This is a genomic window from Oscillatoria sp. HE19RPO, assembly GCF_024220515.1.
Classification (GTDB): domain Bacteria; phylum Cyanobacteriota; class Cyanobacteriia; order Cyanobacteriales; family Laspinemataceae; genus Laspinema.
On record NZ_JAMXOT010000024.1, the window covers coordinates 1 to 19,063 of the forward strand.

At 49.3% G+C, this 19,063-nt stretch carries 16 protein-coding genes; 12 read left to right on the forward strand and 4 right to left on the reverse strand.

Annotated features, from left to right (window positions below):
• Nucleotides 1-440 precede the first annotated feature (440 nt).
• Nucleotides 441-1,832, forward strand: a complete 1,392-nt coding sequence (locus NG833_RS02865; protein WP_254563826.1) for a transposase — start codon at nt 441-443, stop codon at nt 1,830-1,832.
• 111 nt (nt 1,833-1,943) lie between these two features.
• On the forward strand, nt 1,944-2,246 hold the full coding sequence (gene rpsN / locus NG833_RS02870) for a 30S ribosomal protein S14 (RefSeq protein WP_254563838.1): 303 nt from the start codon (nt 1,944-1,946) through the stop codon (nt 2,244-2,246).
• A 91-nt stretch (nt 2,247-2,337) separates the two neighbouring features.
• Here rpsN and NG833_RS02875 read toward each other — a convergent pair whose 3' ends face one another.
• The gene (locus NG833_RS02875; RefSeq protein WP_254563839.1) at nt 2,338-2,667 is read right to left on the reverse strand and encodes a hypothetical protein; all 330 of its coding nucleotides are present in this window, start codon (nt 2,665-2,667) and stop codon (nt 2,338-2,340) included.
• A gap of 704 nt (nt 2,668-3,371) precedes the next feature.
• On the opposite strand from NG833_RS02875, the gene aat reads away from it, so the two are divergent.
• Complete coding sequence (gene aat / locus NG833_RS02880) at nt 3,372-3,950, forward strand: leucyl/phenylalanyl-tRNA--protein transferase (protein WP_254563827.1); 579 nt, start codon at nt 3,372-3,374, stop codon at nt 3,948-3,950.
• 19 nt (nt 3,951-3,969) lie between these two features.
• On the opposite strand, the gene NG833_RS02885 is transcribed toward aat, so the two are convergent.
• Nucleotides 3,970-4,824, reverse strand: coding sequence for a DUF3598 family protein (locus NG833_RS02885; RefSeq protein WP_254563828.1), 855 nt, complete (start codon nt 4,822-4,824; stop codon nt 3,970-3,972).
• A 485-nt stretch (nt 4,825-5,309) separates the two neighbouring features.
• Here NG833_RS02885 and NG833_RS02890 point away from each other — a divergent pair, with 485 nt between their 5' ends.
• From NG833_RS02890 to NG833_RS02915, 6 genes are all read left to right on the forward strand, one after another.
• Nucleotides 5,310-6,440, forward strand: coding sequence for a tetratricopeptide repeat protein (locus NG833_RS02890; protein ID WP_254563829.1), 1,131 nt, complete (start codon nt 5,310-5,312; stop codon nt 6,438-6,440).
• An 868-nt stretch (nt 6,441-7,308) separates the two neighbouring features.
• The gene (locus NG833_RS02895) at nt 7,309-7,839 is read left to right on the forward strand and encodes a COP23 domain-containing protein (protein WP_254563830.1); all 531 of its coding nucleotides are present in this window, start codon (nt 7,309-7,311) and stop codon (nt 7,837-7,839) included.
• A 77-nt stretch (nt 7,840-7,916) separates the two neighbouring features.
• Nucleotides 7,917-10,400 (forward strand): tetratricopeptide repeat-containing serine protease family protein, encoded by a 2,484-nt coding sequence (locus NG833_RS02900; protein ID WP_254563831.1) that lies wholly within the window; start codon nt 7,917-7,919, stop codon nt 10,398-10,400.
• Nucleotides 10,401-10,548: 148 nt separating this feature from the next.
• Nucleotides 10,549-10,779, forward strand: a complete 231-nt coding sequence (locus NG833_RS02905) for a hypothetical protein (RefSeq protein WP_254563832.1) — start codon at nt 10,549-10,551, stop codon at nt 10,777-10,779.
• Nucleotides 10,779-11,180, forward strand: a complete 402-nt coding sequence (locus NG833_RS02910; protein ID WP_254563833.1) for a type II toxin-antitoxin system VapC family toxin — start codon at nt 10,779-10,781, stop codon at nt 11,178-11,180. The genes NG833_RS02905 and NG833_RS02910 overlap by 1 nt, the downstream gene beginning before the upstream one ends.
• Before the next feature lie 403 nt (nt 11,181-11,583).
• Nucleotides 11,584-11,811: a DUF433 domain-containing protein gene (locus tag NG833_RS02915; RefSeq protein WP_254563834.1), complete on the forward strand. Its 228-nt coding sequence runs from the start codon at nt 11,584-11,586 to the stop codon at nt 11,809-11,811.
• A 113-nt stretch (nt 11,812-11,924) separates the two neighbouring features.
• On the opposite strand, the gene NG833_RS02920 is transcribed toward NG833_RS02915, so the two are convergent.
• Nucleotides 11,925-12,170, reverse strand: coding sequence for a plasmid stability protein (locus NG833_RS02920; protein WP_254563835.1), 246 nt, complete (start codon nt 12,168-12,170; stop codon nt 11,925-11,927).
• Nucleotides 12,171-12,350: 180 nt separating this feature from the next.
• The gene (locus NG833_RS02925; protein WP_254563836.1) at nt 12,351-13,871 is read right to left on the reverse strand and encodes a serine/threonine-protein kinase; all 1,521 of its coding nucleotides are present in this window, start codon (nt 13,869-13,871) and stop codon (nt 12,351-12,353) included.
• Nucleotides 13,872-14,526: 655 nt separating this feature from the next.
• Here NG833_RS02925 and mnmG point away from each other — a divergent pair.
• The 3 genes from mnmG to NG833_RS02940 all read left to right on the forward strand — a co-directional run bounded on the left by mnmG (nt 14,527) and on the right by NG833_RS02940 (nt 18,905).
• Complete coding sequence (mnmG, locus tag NG833_RS02930; RefSeq protein ID WP_254563837.1) at nt 14,527-16,440, forward strand: tRNA uridine-5-carboxymethylaminomethyl(34) synthesis enzyme MnmG; 1,914 nt, start codon at nt 14,527-14,529, stop codon at nt 16,438-16,440.
• 404 nt (nt 16,441-16,844) lie between these two features.
• Nucleotides 16,845-18,194, forward strand: a complete 1,350-nt coding sequence (locus NG833_RS02935; protein ID WP_254563840.1) for a hypothetical protein — start codon at nt 16,845-16,847, stop codon at nt 18,192-18,194.
• Nucleotides 18,195-18,329: 135 nt separating this feature from the next.
• The gene (locus NG833_RS02940; RefSeq protein ID WP_015148387.1) at nt 18,330-18,905 is read left to right on the forward strand and encodes a TIGR04376 family protein; all 576 of its coding nucleotides are present in this window, start codon (nt 18,330-18,332) and stop codon (nt 18,903-18,905) included.
• The last annotated feature ends 158 nt before the right edge of the window (nt 18,906-19,063 follow it).

Here is a 19,063-nt window from a genome sequence, read left to right on the forward strand (position 1 = left end):
TTTTGAGGGTGATCAAGCCATCGCCTTGGTCCAGCACCTTATTGAGTGCCTCGAAACGATGAAACCAATGATCTCTCAGATACTCGTGCCTTAATTTCCGCCTGATGACTGGGTTTTCCCAGGGGCGATCGCACTGATGGTGATCGCCTGATCCATAGCTATCGCTGGATCGAAATTCTCCCCCCAAAGGGAGGATCGCGGGGAGATAGCGCAATTGAACCGCCCGGGTCTTTGACTCGGTGCTGCTAGGCAATAGATCGGGGTCTTGAGAATGAAATGACCTTTTAAGGTTTACATCTTTCGTGGATCAGACTATTGCCTCCATAGCAGCTAACCCCTTAGAGGCTTGACAGTGAATTGTTTCCAATTCGGGTGATTCGTGGCCCTAAAAGACAGGGGGAATTTAGCGCAATCCCACCCAAGTACAACCTTGACAATTTATGGAATCAAAATCAGTCGTTATTGGGCTTGACGTCAGTAAGGATAATGTTGTAGCTTGCCCGCTAACAGAAGCACCTTACAACCTCAAACTCTACTTTAAGGAAAACAGCAAATCGTTTCCCCGTCTATATTCTAACCGAGATGGGATTAAAGAACTGTTAGCAATGAACCCTGATTGTGTGGTGATGGAACCCACGGGAGTGCATTACTCATGGATTTGGGCGCATATCCTCAAAAGTCACGGGGTCAAGATTTTATGGGTAGGACACTCTGAAGTTGCATCATTCCGCAAATCCAAAAAATTGCCAGATAAAAACGATGCTGCTGACGCGCTTGCGCTTGCAGCCTATGCACTCGGTTTCTGGAATTATCCAGAAGCTTTTCTCGGTTATGAGCATGAAAATTTTATCGTGCCGATGAGGGATGGGTGTCTTCAGCTTCAAAGCTTAAATCGGATCCAGAGTCCGATTATAAATCGACTCAGACAACAGTTAGCCCGTGAGTTCCCAGAGGCAGCATTAAAAGACTCCCAACGCGCTATAGATGGACAAGTCCCTCTGTGGTGTTTCCTTGCCGGTCGTGAGCGGAATTTAAAAACCAATCATCGCTATTATGAAAAGCTTTACGATATCTCCATCGCCCCTACCTATGGGATAGATATCTCGGAATATTCCCGCAATCTAGCGCGGCAACTCTGCCAGTTAACTGATTGGGAAATCCAGATTGAGGAAAAGCTGGGGTCTCTTTTAAGACAACCGGAACTAAGGGTTTATAACCGAGTGATGGAAGATCTGGGGATGGGAATGAGGACCCGTTGCTGGGTTATCTCCCAGATTTACCCGATCGAGCGTTTTCTGGGTTCAGGGAATTATCGCAATTGGCGGGCCCGGTTTAAGCAACGGTTAGGCTATGGGGGGATTGAACACTCATCCGGTGATAAAGAATCAACCCAGAAAAGCGGATCCAAGATATCGCGGCAAATGTTGTATTTATGGATTGTCACGACGATCGCACCAATGAAGGCTAGACCCGATACCGAGATCGCTCGTCAGCTTGCAGAGTTCTACGATACCAGGACCCGGCAATATAACGATAACCCTGAGATCTACCATTCCCGGCTATTGGAAAAGCAAAAATCAGACGCGATCGCAACTCTCAAGACTCAACTCGGGCCCTTGCTTTCCCCTGCGATCGTCAGTCAACTAGAGCAAAGTCTAAACCTTACCCTAGACCTCCCCGCGCTATTGGGAAGCAGTGGCGAGAAAACATCCCCGGTAAAAAAGGGTGAGGCTAAGAAACGGTTTGGTAAGCTGATATGCTCCCAGACCGCTGCAAAAGGTGTAGAACTGCTATTCAACGAACTCATGAAAGAATTGCACCCAAAAACCTGACCCGGTAAAGCCAAAACAATCCCTCTTTAACCATTGAGAGGGATTGTTTTTTTGAGGGGATGTGATGTACAGTGAAAGATGCTGTCTTTTTTAACGGATGAAAATCATTACATGGCTAAGAAATCCATGATCGAGCGGGAAAAGAAACGCAAAGCGCTCGTTGAGAAGTACATCGATAAGCGGTTTGAGTTAAAAGCGCAATTTGCCGCTGCGACGGATCCAGAAGAAAAATTGCGAATTCACCGCGAAATTCAACAACTGCCCCGCAATAGCGCCCCTAACCGGGTCCGCAATCGTTGCTGGTTGACAGGGCGTCCCAGAGGGTACTATCGCGATTTCGGACTCTCTCGGAACGTGATTCGCGAAATGGCCCACGAGGGACTCCTCCCTGGGGTTGTCAAATCAAGCTGGTAGTCCAAAGCTAGATAGAGCGTGGATTTTGGATTTTAGATCAGACATTTTAAAATCTAAAATCTAAAATCTAAAATCCCGACGCTCCCGAAGATTATTGTCCACAACAGCGATCAATCCCCAGACTATCTAACAGTAAGTCACTGACAGCATTGGCGATCGCAAATTCTCCATAAAAACTTTTAGAAAAATCAAACGCCTGCATTTCCGTGACGATCGCAATCACCAGGGACCCTAAGTCATTCTCGCCTTCGAGTCGCTGACGAACAAAAATTTGAGTCGCGCGTTCCGCAATCTGGTGGTTGACTGCCTCGGGAATAAACTCGCGATCGAGCCACTGATGCAAAGCAGCCTGCAACCATTTCCCCTCCTGTTGAGGATTACTCATGGGGGGCAACGTAATCGGTTTAATCGGTTCACTCATGGGCATTGAATGTGACATTACTATTTCCCGATCTTATAGTACATTCTCCCTCATACCCACCTTAAACGGGGATCAAGGATGAACCCTGAAAAATGACCCCTCCAGTTTGTAGTAACGACTTTAGTCGTTATCCATGTTTGTAGTAACGACTTTAGTCGTTATCCGGTGTTTGTAGTAACGACTTTAGTCGTTATCCGGTGTTCGCAGTAATCCCTCAGATTCCCAGGAATTCAAACCCTCCAGCTTATCGGTTGACGGAGCATTGTCCAGAATCTCAGATGAATCGAACCTCTTGCTTGCGTTAGTTTCTACAACAGGCGAGGGTTCAAGCCTCCGCCTGTTTGTTGCGTTTACTACAAACATCCGGATAACGACTGAAGTTGTTACTACAAATATCCGGATAACGACTAAAGTCGTTACTACAAACTAAGAGAACGACTAAAGTCGTTACTACAAACAGCCGGATAACGACTAAAGTCGTTACTACAAACTGAAGAGAACGACTGAAGTTGTTACTACAAACTGAAGAGAACGACTAAAGTCGTTACTACAAACTCGATCCTTCCCCGTAAGTCAGAATATTCCCTAAGTTTCATGATATTTTTAAATTTTGAGCCGGTTTGAGGGCAGCACTTTCTTCCCTTTTTAACCCGTTCCTCCCTTGTCTGTGTCTGCAAGTTCTCAAATTTTAACCGGCTAAGTTCATGGAATTTGATATTCCGTCAATCATCCAAGGTTACGCCCAAGGCTATTTTTTAATGGCAAATGTGGGCGATGAGAGCGTCGGGTGGTACTCCAGTCGCCAGCGAGCACTGATTCCCCTAGACGATCGCTTCCGCTATCCTTCATCCCTGAATCGTGTCCTCAATCAAGAACGGTTCACCGTGGCGATCGACCGAGATTTTAAGGCAGTAGTAGAAGGGTGTTCCGATCGCGAGACGACTTGGATTTCTCCTGAATTAAAAGAAATTTATTGGGAACTGCATTGCCAAGGTTGGGCGCATAGTTTTGAAACCTGGCAAGGGGATAACCTCGCTGGGGGGATTCTGGGAATTGCGATCGGGGGAGCTTTTATTGGCGAGTCGATGTTTTATCGAATTCCGGAAGGGTCAAAGGTGGCGATGGTGAAGCTCGTCGAACGACTCCGCGATCGCCAGTTTATGATATTTGATGCCCAAATGAATAACCCCCATCTGGAACGCTTTGGAGCTTACACCATCAGCGATCGGGAATATCAAACCTTACTCGGAAAAGCCCTCCAACGCTCCTGTTCTTTACTCTAACCCCCACCGATTCCGAACCTTATCCCACCTTGCGCTCAGTCACTAAAGTCAGACTCGTCCATTCTCCCCTCGGACTGTAACGGCCCATTAACCGCTGCCGCAGGGTCGGTTCAATTAACCAACCCGCTTCTAACAAAAACATCTGCCCCACTTCCACCCGGTGAGGAAAAGTCAGAGAAGCCCCATCCGGCAGCATCAACACCCGAACCGGATGATCACCCCCCTCGAACTCCAGCATCGACCCCTCAACTCGCCCCTGAGAGTGGATTTCATGAGGGCGATGATTGCCCCTGGCCAAAGTAATCCGTTGCTCTACACCGTCTGTCCCCGTTCTTTCTACGTCCAGAGTCGTTTTGAACGTCTCCGGATTTCGCAAATCCGGAAACAGCGTCTGCGCTTCCCCTTCCCACCGTCCCAACAGTTGCTCTAGGGTCAGGGGCGGATTTTCCGTCGCACCCGCACCCACCCGCTTTTCTCGCACCAAGGTAAACCGTTCCGCCTCACCCCCCACCGCAAACTGATGCACCGCCCGCAAGCGACGGTTACCCCAGATGAACCCGAACTCAATCAGCAAATTGGAGACGGGGGACAGTTGCATCGACGCCTGAGAAAACGCCCCGGAATCGAAAAATAAAATATGCCGCCCCAGGGATTGGTACTCTTGGACTACTTCCTTAACTGGCGGATCTGTCTCCCAATTCCCCCCTGGGGCAAAAAACCGTAGAGTCAGGCGCGCCCGTTGATTATCGTCCAATCCCTCCAAGGAAAGTCGCGTGGGGGTGTCTTCGAGGAGGGTGCCCGTGGGTGAGAGTCGCGTGAACGACCCCTCCCACTCTCCCAGATTTTGCAGAAAATTTTCCCATTGCGTTCCCATGTTTTGCCCGGACCTCCATGCGGTGAAATTTAGAGAGAATCTTGAGTTTCCATCCCCTTTATACCAGAGTCGGCGATCGCTTCAGTCGGGGTTAAAACCGGGGTTTCATTACCAAATCCCTGCCAATTAGCACCAAATCTGGGCTATAAACACGGGTTCTTGTCGTTTTTATTTAATACCTAGTCCGATGCCCGGGGAGATGGATTTTTACCATCTTGATAGGCGATCGAGGCAATGATATGATTAAAAACTTGACCGATAAAAAAAGATAACCCACTCAGCATTGCTCCGGTCCTGGATTGTCTGGATTGGCAGACTTTTTGCCTTAAAAATCACAGAATTAAGACCCGAAAAATCGGTAGAATCATCTACAGTAATGCCCAAGTGGTGAAGTCGTCGAGCGATTAATAGGTGAGATTTCCATGACCATGACAAATCGAGTCGGGAACACAAGGGGGCCTCTCAGGGTAAGGCATCCCTTTTCTATGTCGAAGCAGGCAGTTCGTCCTGAGATGCCGCCTGCGATGGATCTAGCGCCGCTCACCGCCCTGTGCGCGAGGATCGCTGGACAAAGCACCCTGGTCCTGGTTACGCTCTTGCTGTGGGTGGGTGCAGCGACGGCCCAACGTCCGACCCCTCCACCCCCACCCAGACCCTTGGTCCCTGTGGAATCAACTCCGGCATCCTCTACTCCGGAGGCAGCCAATCCGTCCCCCTCTGCGGACCCCACCCCGGCAGCCCCTGCGGAGAATGAGCCGGAGAATGAGCCGGAATCGGAAGCAGCCCAGCAAGAGGTGTTACAACAAACCTCAGAACTTGATCCAGCCATTCAACAGCAGATTCAAACGGAAGTAGACCGGGCCTTTATGCGGACCATGAGTCCCTTAGCTGCTGCGATCGCCGGGTTAGTAGTTCTTCCTGTGGCAGCAACCTTGGGCGGAATTTGGCTGCTCAGAAAAAGCGTCGCCAATCAGGTCGCAAGTGAGGTGAGAGAACAATTCGCCCAAACCCCTCTCTCACAACTCCCCGCATCACAAAAAGGGGGGAGCTTGGTTAAAAGTGAGAAAGGTGGAATGCCTTTGGCGCTCTCAGAAGAACCGAAGAGTACCGCTCAATTAAACGAATTGATTTCAATGGCCTTAGCCACCCAAAACTTAATTTCAGAAGCTCGCACCACCCTGGAAGAGTCGATGAAAATGCAAACCCGGATGGAGGAACCCTTCCAGGAAATTTTCGGCATTTATGTCAAGCAAGGGAATGAGCTATTTCGGGAGGGGAGATATGAAAATGCTGTCGAGATGTATGACAAGGCAACGGAAATTAATCCCGAGTGTTATGAAGCGTTTTTAGGTCAGGGAGTCGCCTATACTCGATTGGAACGCTACGACGAGGCGATCGCAGCGTATAACAAAGCCATTCGCACCAGTTCCGACAAAGCCGATGCCTGGTACGGAAAAGCCCGCTGCTATGCCTTGAAATCCGACACAGATATGGCAGTCGATAACCTCCGCCAAGCCATTTCTCTCAATCCCGAAATTAGAGAAATGGCTCAACATGAGTCGGATTTTAACTCCGTTCGCGAGACAGAACTCTTTGATAACTTGATGCGTTCGTGAATTCAGGACCCGGCGGGGGATAAATCCCCAGGTTGTGTTGAGGAACCGGCTGGGGATAAATCTGTAGTGGCGCTTCTATGAGCGCCACTACGGCGGGGGTTCAAACCCCCGCCTAACAGCTCAAGTCGGTTGAAACCGACTGAAAGTCTTATCGTGTAGTGTTTTTAGTTTTTAACCCCCTGTAGGGGCGATTCGAGAATCGCCAGTCCTCAATGTAGGGGCGATTCGAGAATCGCCAGTCCTCAATGTAGGGGCGATTCGAGAATCGCCAGTCCTAAATAATGTAGAGGCGATTCGAGAATCGCCAACCCTCAATGTAGGGGCGATTCGAGAATCGCCAGTCCTAAATAATGTAGGGGCGATTCGAGAATCGCCAGTCCCCAATGTAGAGGCGATTCGAGAATCGCCAACCCTCAATGTAGGGGCGATTCGAGAATCGCCAACCCTCAATGTAGGGGCGATTCGAGAATCGCCAACCCTCAATGTAGGGGCGATTCGAGAATCGCCAGTCCAGAATTCCCAGATAAATCCCCAAACCCTATTAATTCCAAGACTTCCCCATATTTTCCGACCCCGCCCTAAATGATGCACAGGCGATTCTCGAATCGCCCCTACAGGCGGTTAAAAACTCTAGCCCTGTCAAGGTGGTAAATTTAATGACGAAAAATCGTTATTTCTTGTCGGAGTAAATGCTTGCGCCCCTGGGCGTATGCAATACGCCCCTACAAATCAATACACCTTGACAGGGCTAGGTTAAAAACTCCTACCGGACTTTTCCAAATGACAATCTGCATAATTTCATAGCTCCCACCCTAATAAATGGGTATGATAAACATCATAATCCCTCAAGCCAAGGGAGCTTACCCCTATGTTCACTCAGACCTTGACCCCTAAACTTTGCACCGGCTTGGGTTTAGCCCTCCTCGCCCTAGGTTTAGCCAGTTGCGGCGCACAAACCAGCAACAGTGCCGTTGCCACCCCGCGCTTCTTCTGCGAACAAGACCCCCAAGGCACCTACACCACCTACGCCGAAACCCCCCGAGGAAAACAAGCCATCATCCGCTGGAAATCCGAATATTTCACCGCATCCGGCTGGACTCCCCAAGCTCGTTGCCAAGAAGTTTCCCCCAAATTCCAACAAGCTGCTGATAATAACCAACTCAATTACATCACCAACGATACTCAGAATAATTTACCCGTCGTTTGTGCAGCCATTAACGATAACCAACGATGCGGCTTAATGTTATTTACCCTGCGATCGGAAGATAACCCCCAAACCATCCGAGAAATGTTAATCGACCTGGGTAAAGGCAGCGCCATGAATCCCATTCCGCAAAGTGGCAGTTTTAAAGTCCATATTCCCCTGAGCGAAATTCTCCAAAATGCTCCCCTTGAATAACCTTCAAATTGGGGAGAATTAAAACCTTTCCCGATTCTCCCTCCCCGGCTACCCGTCAACCACTACCGGAGGAAAACGTGATTAAAAAACCCTCAGAACTGCTCCTCATGGGTGCGCTACTCTTGCTCACCCCCACCCTGCATAGCTGCCAAATCCCCAGCCGGATTTCCCAAGCACAAATTAACCCCAACTTATCCCCGGAAGAGTTGCACCAACTCGCCCGCGCTATTACTGTCAAAGTCATGGGCGGTGAGTCCGCAGGTTCCGGAACCATCATCAGAAAAGTCGGCTCAACCTATACCGTCGTCACCAATCAGCACGTCTTGCGGGCAGTCCAAGCCGGGAATAGCCAACCCTCAGACCCCAACCTTGTCCCCAATATCCGCATCCAAACCCCAGACGGCTTAGATTATCCCGCCACCCTGGTTAACCGTGACAACATCGACTTTCAGGATAACGATTTAGGCTTGCTAGAGTTTAACGCCGATCGCATTTATGATGTCGGAACCTTCACGAACCCCGATGTGAGATTAAAAGCCGGAGAAAAAGTCTGGGCCGCCGGTTTTATCGCCGAATCCCCCACCCCCACCAGCATCGTCACCGAAGGGCAAATCTCTCTCATCCCCGACCAAGCCTTAGAACAAGGATATCAACTGGGATACAGCAATCCCATCCAAAACGGCATGAGCGGAGGCCCAATTCTCAACCGCCAAGGGGATATCATCGGCTTCAATGGCAGACAGGGGAATCCCCTCTTCGGCGACCCCTTTATCTATGCCAACGGCACGCGCCCCACCGACGACCAACGGCAGAAAATGGTCAGTTTAAGTTGGGGTTTGCCGGTGTCCGTATTGGCGCAAGCAGCCCCAGAAATGATGAAAGAAGCCGAACCCCCCCTGACAGGATTGGCGAAACAAGTTTATGACAATGCCAAAGCCGTAACCGTTCGCATCGAGGCGCGGTCTAAATCCCAACCGCTAGATGGCGACCAAGGCTCTGGAGTCATCATTGGCAAACAGGGGAATACTTATTATGTAGTCACCGCCCGCCATGTGGTGCAATATTCCGACCAAGAGTATCAACTCATCACCCCAGATGGTCGCCGCTACCGGATTGACTATAGTAAAATCAAACAACAGGACGGTCAAGACGTGGCGCTGGTGCAGTTTAGCAGCAATCAAATCTATCCCGTCGCCACTCTTGCAGATTATCGAGTACAAGTAGATGACAGACCTTGGGTCTTTACTGCCGGGTGGCCCAAGGGAGAATCTCTGAGAAATCAGCGATTTGAGTTTACTCCAGGACTTCGATTCGATTCAGAAATCAGCTCCTTTGCTGGTCAAAACAGCGCCTCCCTCACCGACGGTTACGAGATTGTTTATAGCAATAGCACCCAGGGAGGAATGAGCGGCGGACCAGTGTTGGATACCCAAGGACGAGTGGTGGGGATCCACGGACGGGCTGAGGGCAACCACAGTGAAGGTGTGAAACTGGGGAATAGTTTAGGCATTCCGACAAATACGCTGTTAGCCACTTTACAATTGTGGGGAGTTGAGCGACAGTCGTTGCAGGTAGAAACCACCCTCCCCCCAGAATTGGATAAAAATCAGCATAATGAGTTGATTCAAGTCCTAGTGGTTCCTTTGAAAAAATCTCCCAACAAAGATGCCACTGCTAAGGATTGGATTAACTATGGCAATCAGCTTTGGCGGGTGGGTCTTTACGAGCAAGCAGTCAAAGCGTTTAATCAAGCGATTCGACTTGATCGCAAATCTTATGCTGCTTGGTACGCCAAGGGTTTAGCCCTAAGTGCAGCAGACCGGGATACAGAGGCTATGCAGTCTTTCGAGCAAGCGATTCAAATAGATGAAAAACGCTATCAAGAAGCACAGGAGCGAGGTCAAGAAATAGACGACAGACATTATGAAGTATGGCGGGCAAAGAGTCTCTTACTGTCCTCTTTTAAAAAATATCAAGAGGCTTTGGCATCGATTGACCAAGCAATTCAACGCAACAAACAAGATGCCCTGCTTTATATATTGCGTGCGGCAATACTCGAAGAGTTAAACCAGCATCAGGAAGCCGTGGAAGCCTACACCAAAGCTATTGACATTAAACCCCATCCCTGGGTTTACAGCAGTCGGGGTGTTGCGCGTGCTCAATCAGGAGATTTGCCCGGGGCGCTAAATGACTTCGACCAAGCCATTAAACTCAATCCCCAGTTAGCCGAGGTTTATGGCAACCAGGGTAATATTCATTATTTATCAGGAGATTTGGACGGGGCAATATATTACTTCACCGAAGCGATTAAAATCAATCCTCAGTTAGCCGAGGCTTACCTCGGTCGGGGTTTTGCCCGTTCTGAGTCAGGAGATTTGTCCGGTGCGATAGAGGACTACACCGAAGCGATTAAACTTAATCCCCAGGATGCCAAGGCTTACTACCACCGGGGTGATGCGCGTTTGCAGTTAGGAGATTTGCCGGGTTGGATGAAAGATACGCAGAAATCACAAGGCCTAATTTTGCAAATGCTAAAAGACTCTCAAGCAGATGGAAGCTGAAATATGAGGTGGGAATGGTGGTGGTGTAAGAATAAAAAATAACCTTATCGAATGACTCAAATTTCCACCCCTATACTCAGACTTTCCCAAACGCCAATACTGGCATATTTTGCTCAAAATTGTTTACCTCAATTTGACAGTTATTACTATGACGCTAGAACAAGTTTTACAATTAGCTAAACAACTTTCCCTGAGCGATAAAGTTCGCTTAATCGAGCAACTTGCTCCTGAAATCCAGCGAGAATTACCGCCTACCGATTCCCAAGCCCGCCGCTCTTTGTGGGGACTTTGTGCCGACTTGGGAACCGCACCTTCAGCGGAGGAAATTGATGAAGCTCGCCGTGATGTTTGGGCAAATTTTCCTCGGGAGGATATCTAATGTTGCGAGCCATTGTAGATACTCATGCAGTGATTTGGTATGTTTTTGCAGACCCTCGTCTTTCTGTCACCGCGCAAACAGCAATAGAACAGATAGCTGCCGATGGTGACACCGTAGGTTTTTCATCAATTACCCTAGCTGAAATTATTTATTTAATCGAAAAAAGTAGAATTGCCCCTTCTACTTTGACGCGCTTGTTAGGAGAAATTGACAAACATGACCCGCTGGTAATTGAAATTCCGTTTGACCGAAAAATTGCTCAACTCATGCTGAATGTCGATCGCGCTCAAATTCCTGATTTGCCCGATCGCATCATTGCTGCTACTGCTTTATATTGTGACGTTCCACTAATCAGCCGTGATCATAAAATTCAACTTTCCACCGTGAATACTATCTGGTGAGCGATCCCCCCAACTCTCCTTAATAAATGGGGCTTTTTTACTCATTCCCAGGCTCCTCTTTTTTTTGCGAAGGGCTAGACAGGAGGCAGGGCAGGGCTATGGTGCATTCCCACAGAACCCGGGAACAAAAAACAGGCGAAATCAACGGTGTAGGGTTTCACAGGATGAGACATGGCTCGATGAATTTTGGAGAATATCCATTAAAATTTTGCTCTATGTGACTTGGCTTAAGCGAGTCACGCCCCTTTGGAGGCTCTGCCTCCAGTCCTAATTTTTACAAGCCTTACGATTTTGAAAACCCACCCTAAATGTAGAGGCGATTCGCGAATCGCCTCTACATTTAGAGGGAATGCGTAATTCCTTAAGCTAAAATAAACAGGATTACTACTCCCCAATCAGTCATATGAAAACTACTGTTCCTGTGATTCATAGTGACCCTGACATCCTGGGAGGAACCCCAGTTTTTGTGGGAACTCGTGTGCCTATGAAAACCTTGCTCGATTATCTGGAAGCAGGCGAACCCTTGGATGAATTTTTAGACCACTTTCCTAGTGTGAGTCGAGAACAAGCCGTTACCACTTTGGAAGTTGCCAAAGAAATATTAACAGCCTATTATGCGAATCCTGCTTGATGAGTGCAGTCCCCGACCTTTAAAGCGTGAACTGGTTGATTATAATATCAGCACAGTTGTGGAAATGGGATGGTCATGAATATGTTGGTGGCATCTGGCAAGAAATCATATCATTATTCAAAAGTAGGGGGTTCGCGTAACGGTTCTCGGGGAATCGCTGGAATTTCAAAGTCTCCTAAATCAGCAAATCTTTTGTGGATAGTTTCTGCTAGATTTAACGGTTCCCCTGGAGTTTCTTTTAAAACCGCACGAAGGATTTCTTTCGCTTCTTCTTCCAGAGAACGACCATAATAATCTGCTCGCTTTTGCAGCCGATTTTTCAAGTCATCATCAAAATTTTGAATGGTGATATTACTCATAATTGCCCCAATATTTTTGACATTAAAGCCTAGAATTAGGTTGAATTTCCTCGTGACTGGGCTTCTGCCGAGTCATGCTCTTTGGAGGCTCTGCCTCCTGTATTAGGCGGCAGAGCCGTAGAAGGCGCGTATCACGGCAGAGCCATGATACGAGGTTGTCGTTTTTGCTATGATTTGGACTTATTTCGGGATTTTAAACGAGTCTTGCAACTTTTTAATGACTGTTTGCTGGTCCGTGGGAAAGTTGGCGGCTTCGCCACTATAGGTGAGGTGATAAACTGTGCTATTTTTCACCGTCCAGATGGCTTTATGTTTGAGGGGAATCCCATTGTTTGTGGTACTATAGATTACCATATTGGCTGCCCGGTTGTCCAGGGTGGTGTCAGCAGCGGTATTGACTAAATTGAGATTATATTCTCTTTCTAATTGAGGACGCAATTGTTGTTGATAATATTCCTGGGGGGTCAGGGGTTGGGGTAACTCAATGATGGTGAGGGTAATCGTCTCTTGATAGTCTGAGGGCTGTTGTCTGGGGGCTTGAAATACTGCCCGATCGCCTCCCAAGGGTGGATGAATTTGTTGCACTTGCCAATCCCCGGGATATTTCAGCATAATCCCATTGTCTTGATACAGCGCATCTTTAACCCCCTCTAATCCAATAAATCCTCGGACTTCGGGAACGGTAAAGGCAGCAGTCATCACTCCCAACGCTCCCACCATGACTCCTGCTAAACCCAGTTTATCCCCTCGGGGCCACTTGATTTTTGACATAAATGTACCTTGCTGAGATTTGACGACAGAATGAGTCCCAGAAACTCCCTTTCCAGATAGCGCAGTGGAAGGAACTGAAGAATTGGATAAGGCTAAAATATCTTGCAAGGCTGCTCCTGCATCCGCATACCTTTGCCGATAGTCCTGGAACACCATTTTATCAATAATATTGGCTAAATTATCGCTAACTTGAGCCAACGGACGCCAAGCGATTTCCCCAGTGGTCTTATCTTGGGGTAATCCACCCGTTCTAGGGTCAGGATTTAACCCGGTTAAGGCTTGAATGGCAATAATTCCCAAGGCATAAATATCGCTGCTCAAGTGGGGTTTTCCCGCCGCTTGTTCGTTCGGCATATAGCCACGAGTCCCGATCGCCATTGTCTGGAGTGCTGTCCCAGAAGTCGCCGAAAGGTTTCTAATCTCTTTCACCGCCCCAAAATCGATTAACACGATTTTCCCATCCTCTTGACGGCGCATCAAGTTATCCGGCTTAATATCCCGGTGAATCACCTGTTTTTGATGAACAAACGCCAACACTTCTAAGGTATCTTGTAATAACTGAATCACTTCGGTTTCGCTGAGTTTGAAATTAGGAATAATTTCTTTACTCAGGGGATGTCCGGTGATTAATTCTTGGACTAAATAAAAGTGATGATTCTCCTCAAAATAAGCTAACAATCGGGGAATTTGGGGATGATTGCCCAATTTTTCCAGGAGGGCTGCTTCTTGGTCAAATAATTGTTTAGCTTTCCCGACAACCGAGTTAGCAAGGGTAACCCCAGGGGAGGAGGGCTGGATTTGGAGTTGTTTGACCACACAGTGAGGGTGGTTGGGACGTTGAGTATCGGCAGCGAGAAAGGTTTTGCCAAATCCGCCTTGGCTGAGGGGTTGTAAGATTTGATAACGTCTTTGGAGGAGGGGAGCTTGCATCTGACTTTCCTCTGTTGTCCGGGTTATTTAGATTGTAGATTACACAGGATAAATTGGGGAATATTGGCGGAGTTCGATTAGGTTGATTGTAGAATTGACGACTGGACTCAATTCATCCAATTCTGGCTATTTATAAGGGAAAGAACTAGAAATTTGTAGTAGCAACAACCGGCGGGGGTTAAAACCCCCGCCTAACAGCTAAAGTCGGTTGAAACCGACTGAAAACACCACTGTATCAGACTTGCAGTCGGTTTTTAACCGACTTGAGCTATGAGGCGGGGGTTTTAACCCCCGCCGGAGTTGAGAATAGTGCAAAATCTCAGTTGAAACCGACTGAAAACACCACTGTATCAGACTTGCAGTCGGTTTTTAACCGACTTGAGCTATGAGGCGGGGGTTTTAACCCCCGCCGGAGTTGAGAATAGTGCAAAATCTCAGTTGAAATCGACTGAAAACACCACTGTATCAGACTTGCAGTCGGTTTTTAACCGACTTGAGCTATGAGGCGGGGGTTTTAACCCCCGCCGGAGTTGAGAATGGTGCAAGAGCTCAGGTTTGACGCATCATCCGGGATGCCACCTTTCCCCATCACCCGGGTGTAGAAGGGGATGAGAACCGCTATGATTAGGAAAGAATCCAACACCATCCAGATACCATGACCATGCCAACCCCTGAATTTCAAGATGTTTTTGATGTTGTTGTTGTGGGTGCGGGTCACTCGGGATGTGAAGCAGCACTCGCTACGGCACGTCTTGGGTGTCGCACCCTTTTGCTGACGCTGAATTTGGATAAGATTGCGTGGCAACCCTGCAATCCGGCTGTGGGTGGCCCTGCGAAGTCCCAACTGACTCATGAGGTGGATGCTCTTGGGGGCGAAATTGGCAAAATGGCCGATCGCACTTATCTGCAAAAACGGGTCCTCAACTCTTCCCGAGGTCCCGCTGTTTGGGCGTTGCGCGCTCAGACGGATAAGCGGGAATATGCTCACGTGATGAAAACAATTGTCGAAAATCAAGAGAATTTATCCATCCGCGAAGGCATGGTCACGGATCTGGTTCTCGGTGATAATGATGATGTCATCGGGGTGGAAACCTATTTTGGCGTCGCCTTTGGTTGCAAGGCGGTGATTTTAACCACAGGGACGTTCCTAGGTGGGACAATCTGGGTGGGGAATAAGTCCATGAGTGCGGGACGTGCCGGGGAATTCGCTGCCGTGGGATTGACGGATACTTTGAACCGTCTGGGATTTGAGACGGGACGGCTGAAAACTGGGACTCCGGCACGAGTGGACCGGCGATCGGTAGATTACAGCAAGATGGAACCGCAACCGGGGGATGAGGATGTGCGCTGGTTCAGTTTTGACCCGGAGGTTTGGGTGGAACGGGAACAGATGCCTTGTCATCTCACTCGCACAACGGCGGAAACTCATCGCCTGATTCGAGAAAATCTCCATTTGTCTCCGGTATATGGCGGTTGGGTGGATGCGAAAGGTCCGCGTTATTGTCCGAGTATTGAAGATAAAATTGTGCGATTTGCCGATAAGGAATCGCACCAGATTTTTATTGAACCGGAGGGGCGGGATATTCCTGAGTTGTATATTCAGGGATTTTCTACGGGTTTGCCGGAGAGTTTACAGTTGGAACTGTTGCGGAGTTTGCCCGGGTTGGAACAATGTACCATGCTACGTCCGGCTTATGCGGTGGAGTATGACTATCTCCCGGCGACGCAATGTTACCCGACCTTGATGACGAAGAAAATTGAGGGGTTATTCTGTGCGGGTCAGATTAATGGCACGACGGGATATGAGGAAGCTGCGGCACAAGGGATTGTGGCGGGGATTAATGCGGCGCGGTTGGTGCGCGGTGAGGAGGCGGTTATTTTTCCTCGGGAACAAAGTTACCTGGGGACTTTGATGGATGATTTATGTACGAAGGATTTGCGGGAACCGTATCGGATGCTGACTTCGCGATCGGAGTATCGGTTGTTGTTGCGATCGGACAATGCGGATCAACGGATGACGCCGTTGGGACGGGAGATTGGCTTGATTGACGATCGCCGTTGGGAATTATTTACCCAAAAGCAGGAGAATATCGCTGCCGAAAAACAACGGTTGGAGACAACGCGAATTAAGGAACATGAGGAATTGGGGGTGGCGATCGCCGCTGATATTCAGCAAAAGATTAAAGGCTCAATTACCCTAGCCGAGTTGTTGCGCCGTCCTGGTTTCCATTATGTTGACCTCAACCGCTATGGACTGAGCAATCTGGATTTGACTTTAGAGGAACGGGAAGGCGCGGAAATTGATATCAAATATTCCGGGTACATCCAACGGCAGCAACATCAAATCGACCAAGTGGCGCGGGAAGAACATCGGAAACTCTCGCCAGACTTGGATTATGCCAATATTATCACTTTGTCTAAAGAGGCCCGGGAAAAATTGGCGAAAGTGAAACCCTTGACGATTGGTCAAGCCTGTCGCATTGGTGGGGTGAATCCTGCGGATATTAATGCTTTGTTGATTTATCTGGAGTTACAAGGGCGACAGTTGGCAACGAGTCGATCGGTATAGCCTTTCTCTCGTGTCATGGCTCTGCCGTGACACGGGCATTTTGCGGCTCTGCCGCCTGCTCACAGGAGAGATGTGAGGGGACTGGAGGCAGAGCCTCCAAGAGCGCATGACTCGGCAGAGCCAAGTCACGAGGGAGGGACCAATAACCAATGACAAAGGACCAATGACCAATGACCAATGACAAAACAATTGTCAATACTTTGTAACAGAAAGACAGTTGACCGTTCTGACAAAAGCGAGGACAATAAATGGGTGCAAGTCGTGCAAGCAGATTAGGCCCTAAAATTAGGACTGTCGGATTGTCTAAACTAGATTATAAAATCGGAGGGGAACTGCTCGGTTGCCCGTAGTCGCCCGATGATTGCGATCGCATCTTTAACCCTAACCCTTATAAAAAAAAGGCCATGTCTCAGGATATCAGTACCAAAACCATAGACTCACCCCAGGCGGAACAGGAGCGCGGTGGAGTTGGCACCCCGAATTGGTCGGTGGATGCCTACGCCGATCGCCTCATGAATGACCTGTTTCACGATGTAGACCGGATTTTAGATGGAGGCACCCGCAAACCCAAACCGGCCCCCCCGGATTTGGTGACCTTGCAATCAGTGCAGGTGCCTCAAATCATCCTGCCTCCGACGATGATGCCCAAAACTGCCGCCGAAACGACGGTGGATGCCAAGGCAACCCGCACGGATAAACGACGCAAGGGACAATCATTCGATCGCCTCTTATTAGGGTCCGCCTGTGGATTGCTCCTGATTACCCTAGGACTCTGGTTATGGAATCGGGGATATTTGCAGCAATTCTGGGCGCAAATTGCCCCAGCGCAGCAGGCAGCCGTCGAGCCTCCGAAAACGCCGGAACAGTTGAAAGCTGAGGCAGACGCAGATTTTGCCGCCTATATGGAGCGATCGCTCGATGTCATGGACCGCCAAGCAGCGGGTCAACCGGCGGAACCTGTAGTGGCCCCCAATACCGCGTTGCCGATTCCCCCGCCACCGCCTCCGGTGAATGTCACCGTTAATCCGCCCAATGTGATGGTCCCGGCCCCCCAAGTGACGGTAAATACTCCTCATCAAGGGAATCTGGCCGAAGTGCTCAATCGGATTGCGATCGCCTTAGAGCGCGGCATCAATCCGACCCTGGTGCAACCCAATCTGACCGTTACCGTGCCTCGGACCCCGCAAGCACCCCAAACTACCGCAGCAGCGCCAGCAAATCCGGCCCCAGCACCGACGGCACCGCCGAAACCAGCAGCCCCAGCACCAGCGGCCCCAGCACCAGCGGCCCCAGCACCAGCGGCCCCAGCACCAGCGGCAACCCAGGCTCCAACCCCAGAACCCGCGCCCACTCCTACTCCCATTCCTACCCAACCGCCAAGAACAGTTAACGTACAACCCCAGGTGGCAGCGCCACCCCCACCCGTTCCCCAACCCGCACCCCCGACGGCAGAAGAAGCCCCAGGGAATAATGGAGCAGCCGAAGAAAGTCCGGCAGCGGAAGAATCAGAACCCGTCCCTGCCGCAGCGGCATCCAGTTCTAGCGTTTCGGGTGTCAAGCATCAATTAGTGGGAATTCTGGAATTGGGCGATCGCTCCGTTGCCTTATTTGAAGTCGATGGCGTTCCCCGTCGGGTGAATATTGGCGAAACGATCGGTTCAAGCGGCTGGAGTTTGGTTGAAGTCAAAGACGGCGAAGCCATTATCCGTCGCAATGGTGAAGTCCGCTCAATCTATACCGGACAGTCTTTATAGGGAATCCCCCGTAAGACGCTGGAATTCATCAAGCAGTCGGGGTGCAGTTCATGCACCCCTAGCGGTGAAAACACTCACGAAAAATTGCCCTACCATAGATACAAGAAGTCAAACCTGAGCGAGGGAGTGCCTGCAATGGGTCTATTTGAAGACATGAGCCGGTTCTTAGAAACCAGATTAGAGGAATTTATGCGAAATAATCCTCATCTGGAATTGCAGGTGCTAGAAGAGCAACTGCGGGAACAAGAAGAGGATACCCTGAAGTTAATTCTGGAGTTGCAACGGAAAGAAAAACAATTGCAGGATAGCATTCTCTCCACCGCTCAGGAGATTCAACTCTGGCACGATCGCGTCAGTAAAGCTAAAGCTGCCAATCGTGAAGATTTGGTTCGCGCCGCACAAGAACGAGAAGCCTCCTTACTCCGGGAAGGCAATCAATTCTGGGGACAAATGCAAGGGGTGAAAGAACGGATTGAAAAGGCGAAAGATTTGTATCGTCAGATTCAAGTGCGTCGTCGGGAAGTGAAGGCGAAATCCGTTGAGGCAGAGGCAGCGCGGGCTCAAACGAAAACTCAAACGAGTTGGGATACGGGATGGAATAAAAGTTATAACCGCAGTTTTAGCAGTGGTGCAGACCCTTTGGATCAGGAATTTCGCCGTTGGGAAGCTGATGAAGAGTTGGAACGGTTAAAGCGCAATATGAAACGGTGATTGTGACGTGGGGTTTGGGAAGCCGGAAACGACTGAAGTCGTTACTACAAACTTAAGAGGGTTCCGGGTTCGTGGTAACGACTTTAGTCGTTATTTCCCCAGGCTTAATGAAGCCGGAAACGACTGAAGTCGTTACTACAAACTTAAGAGGGTTCTGG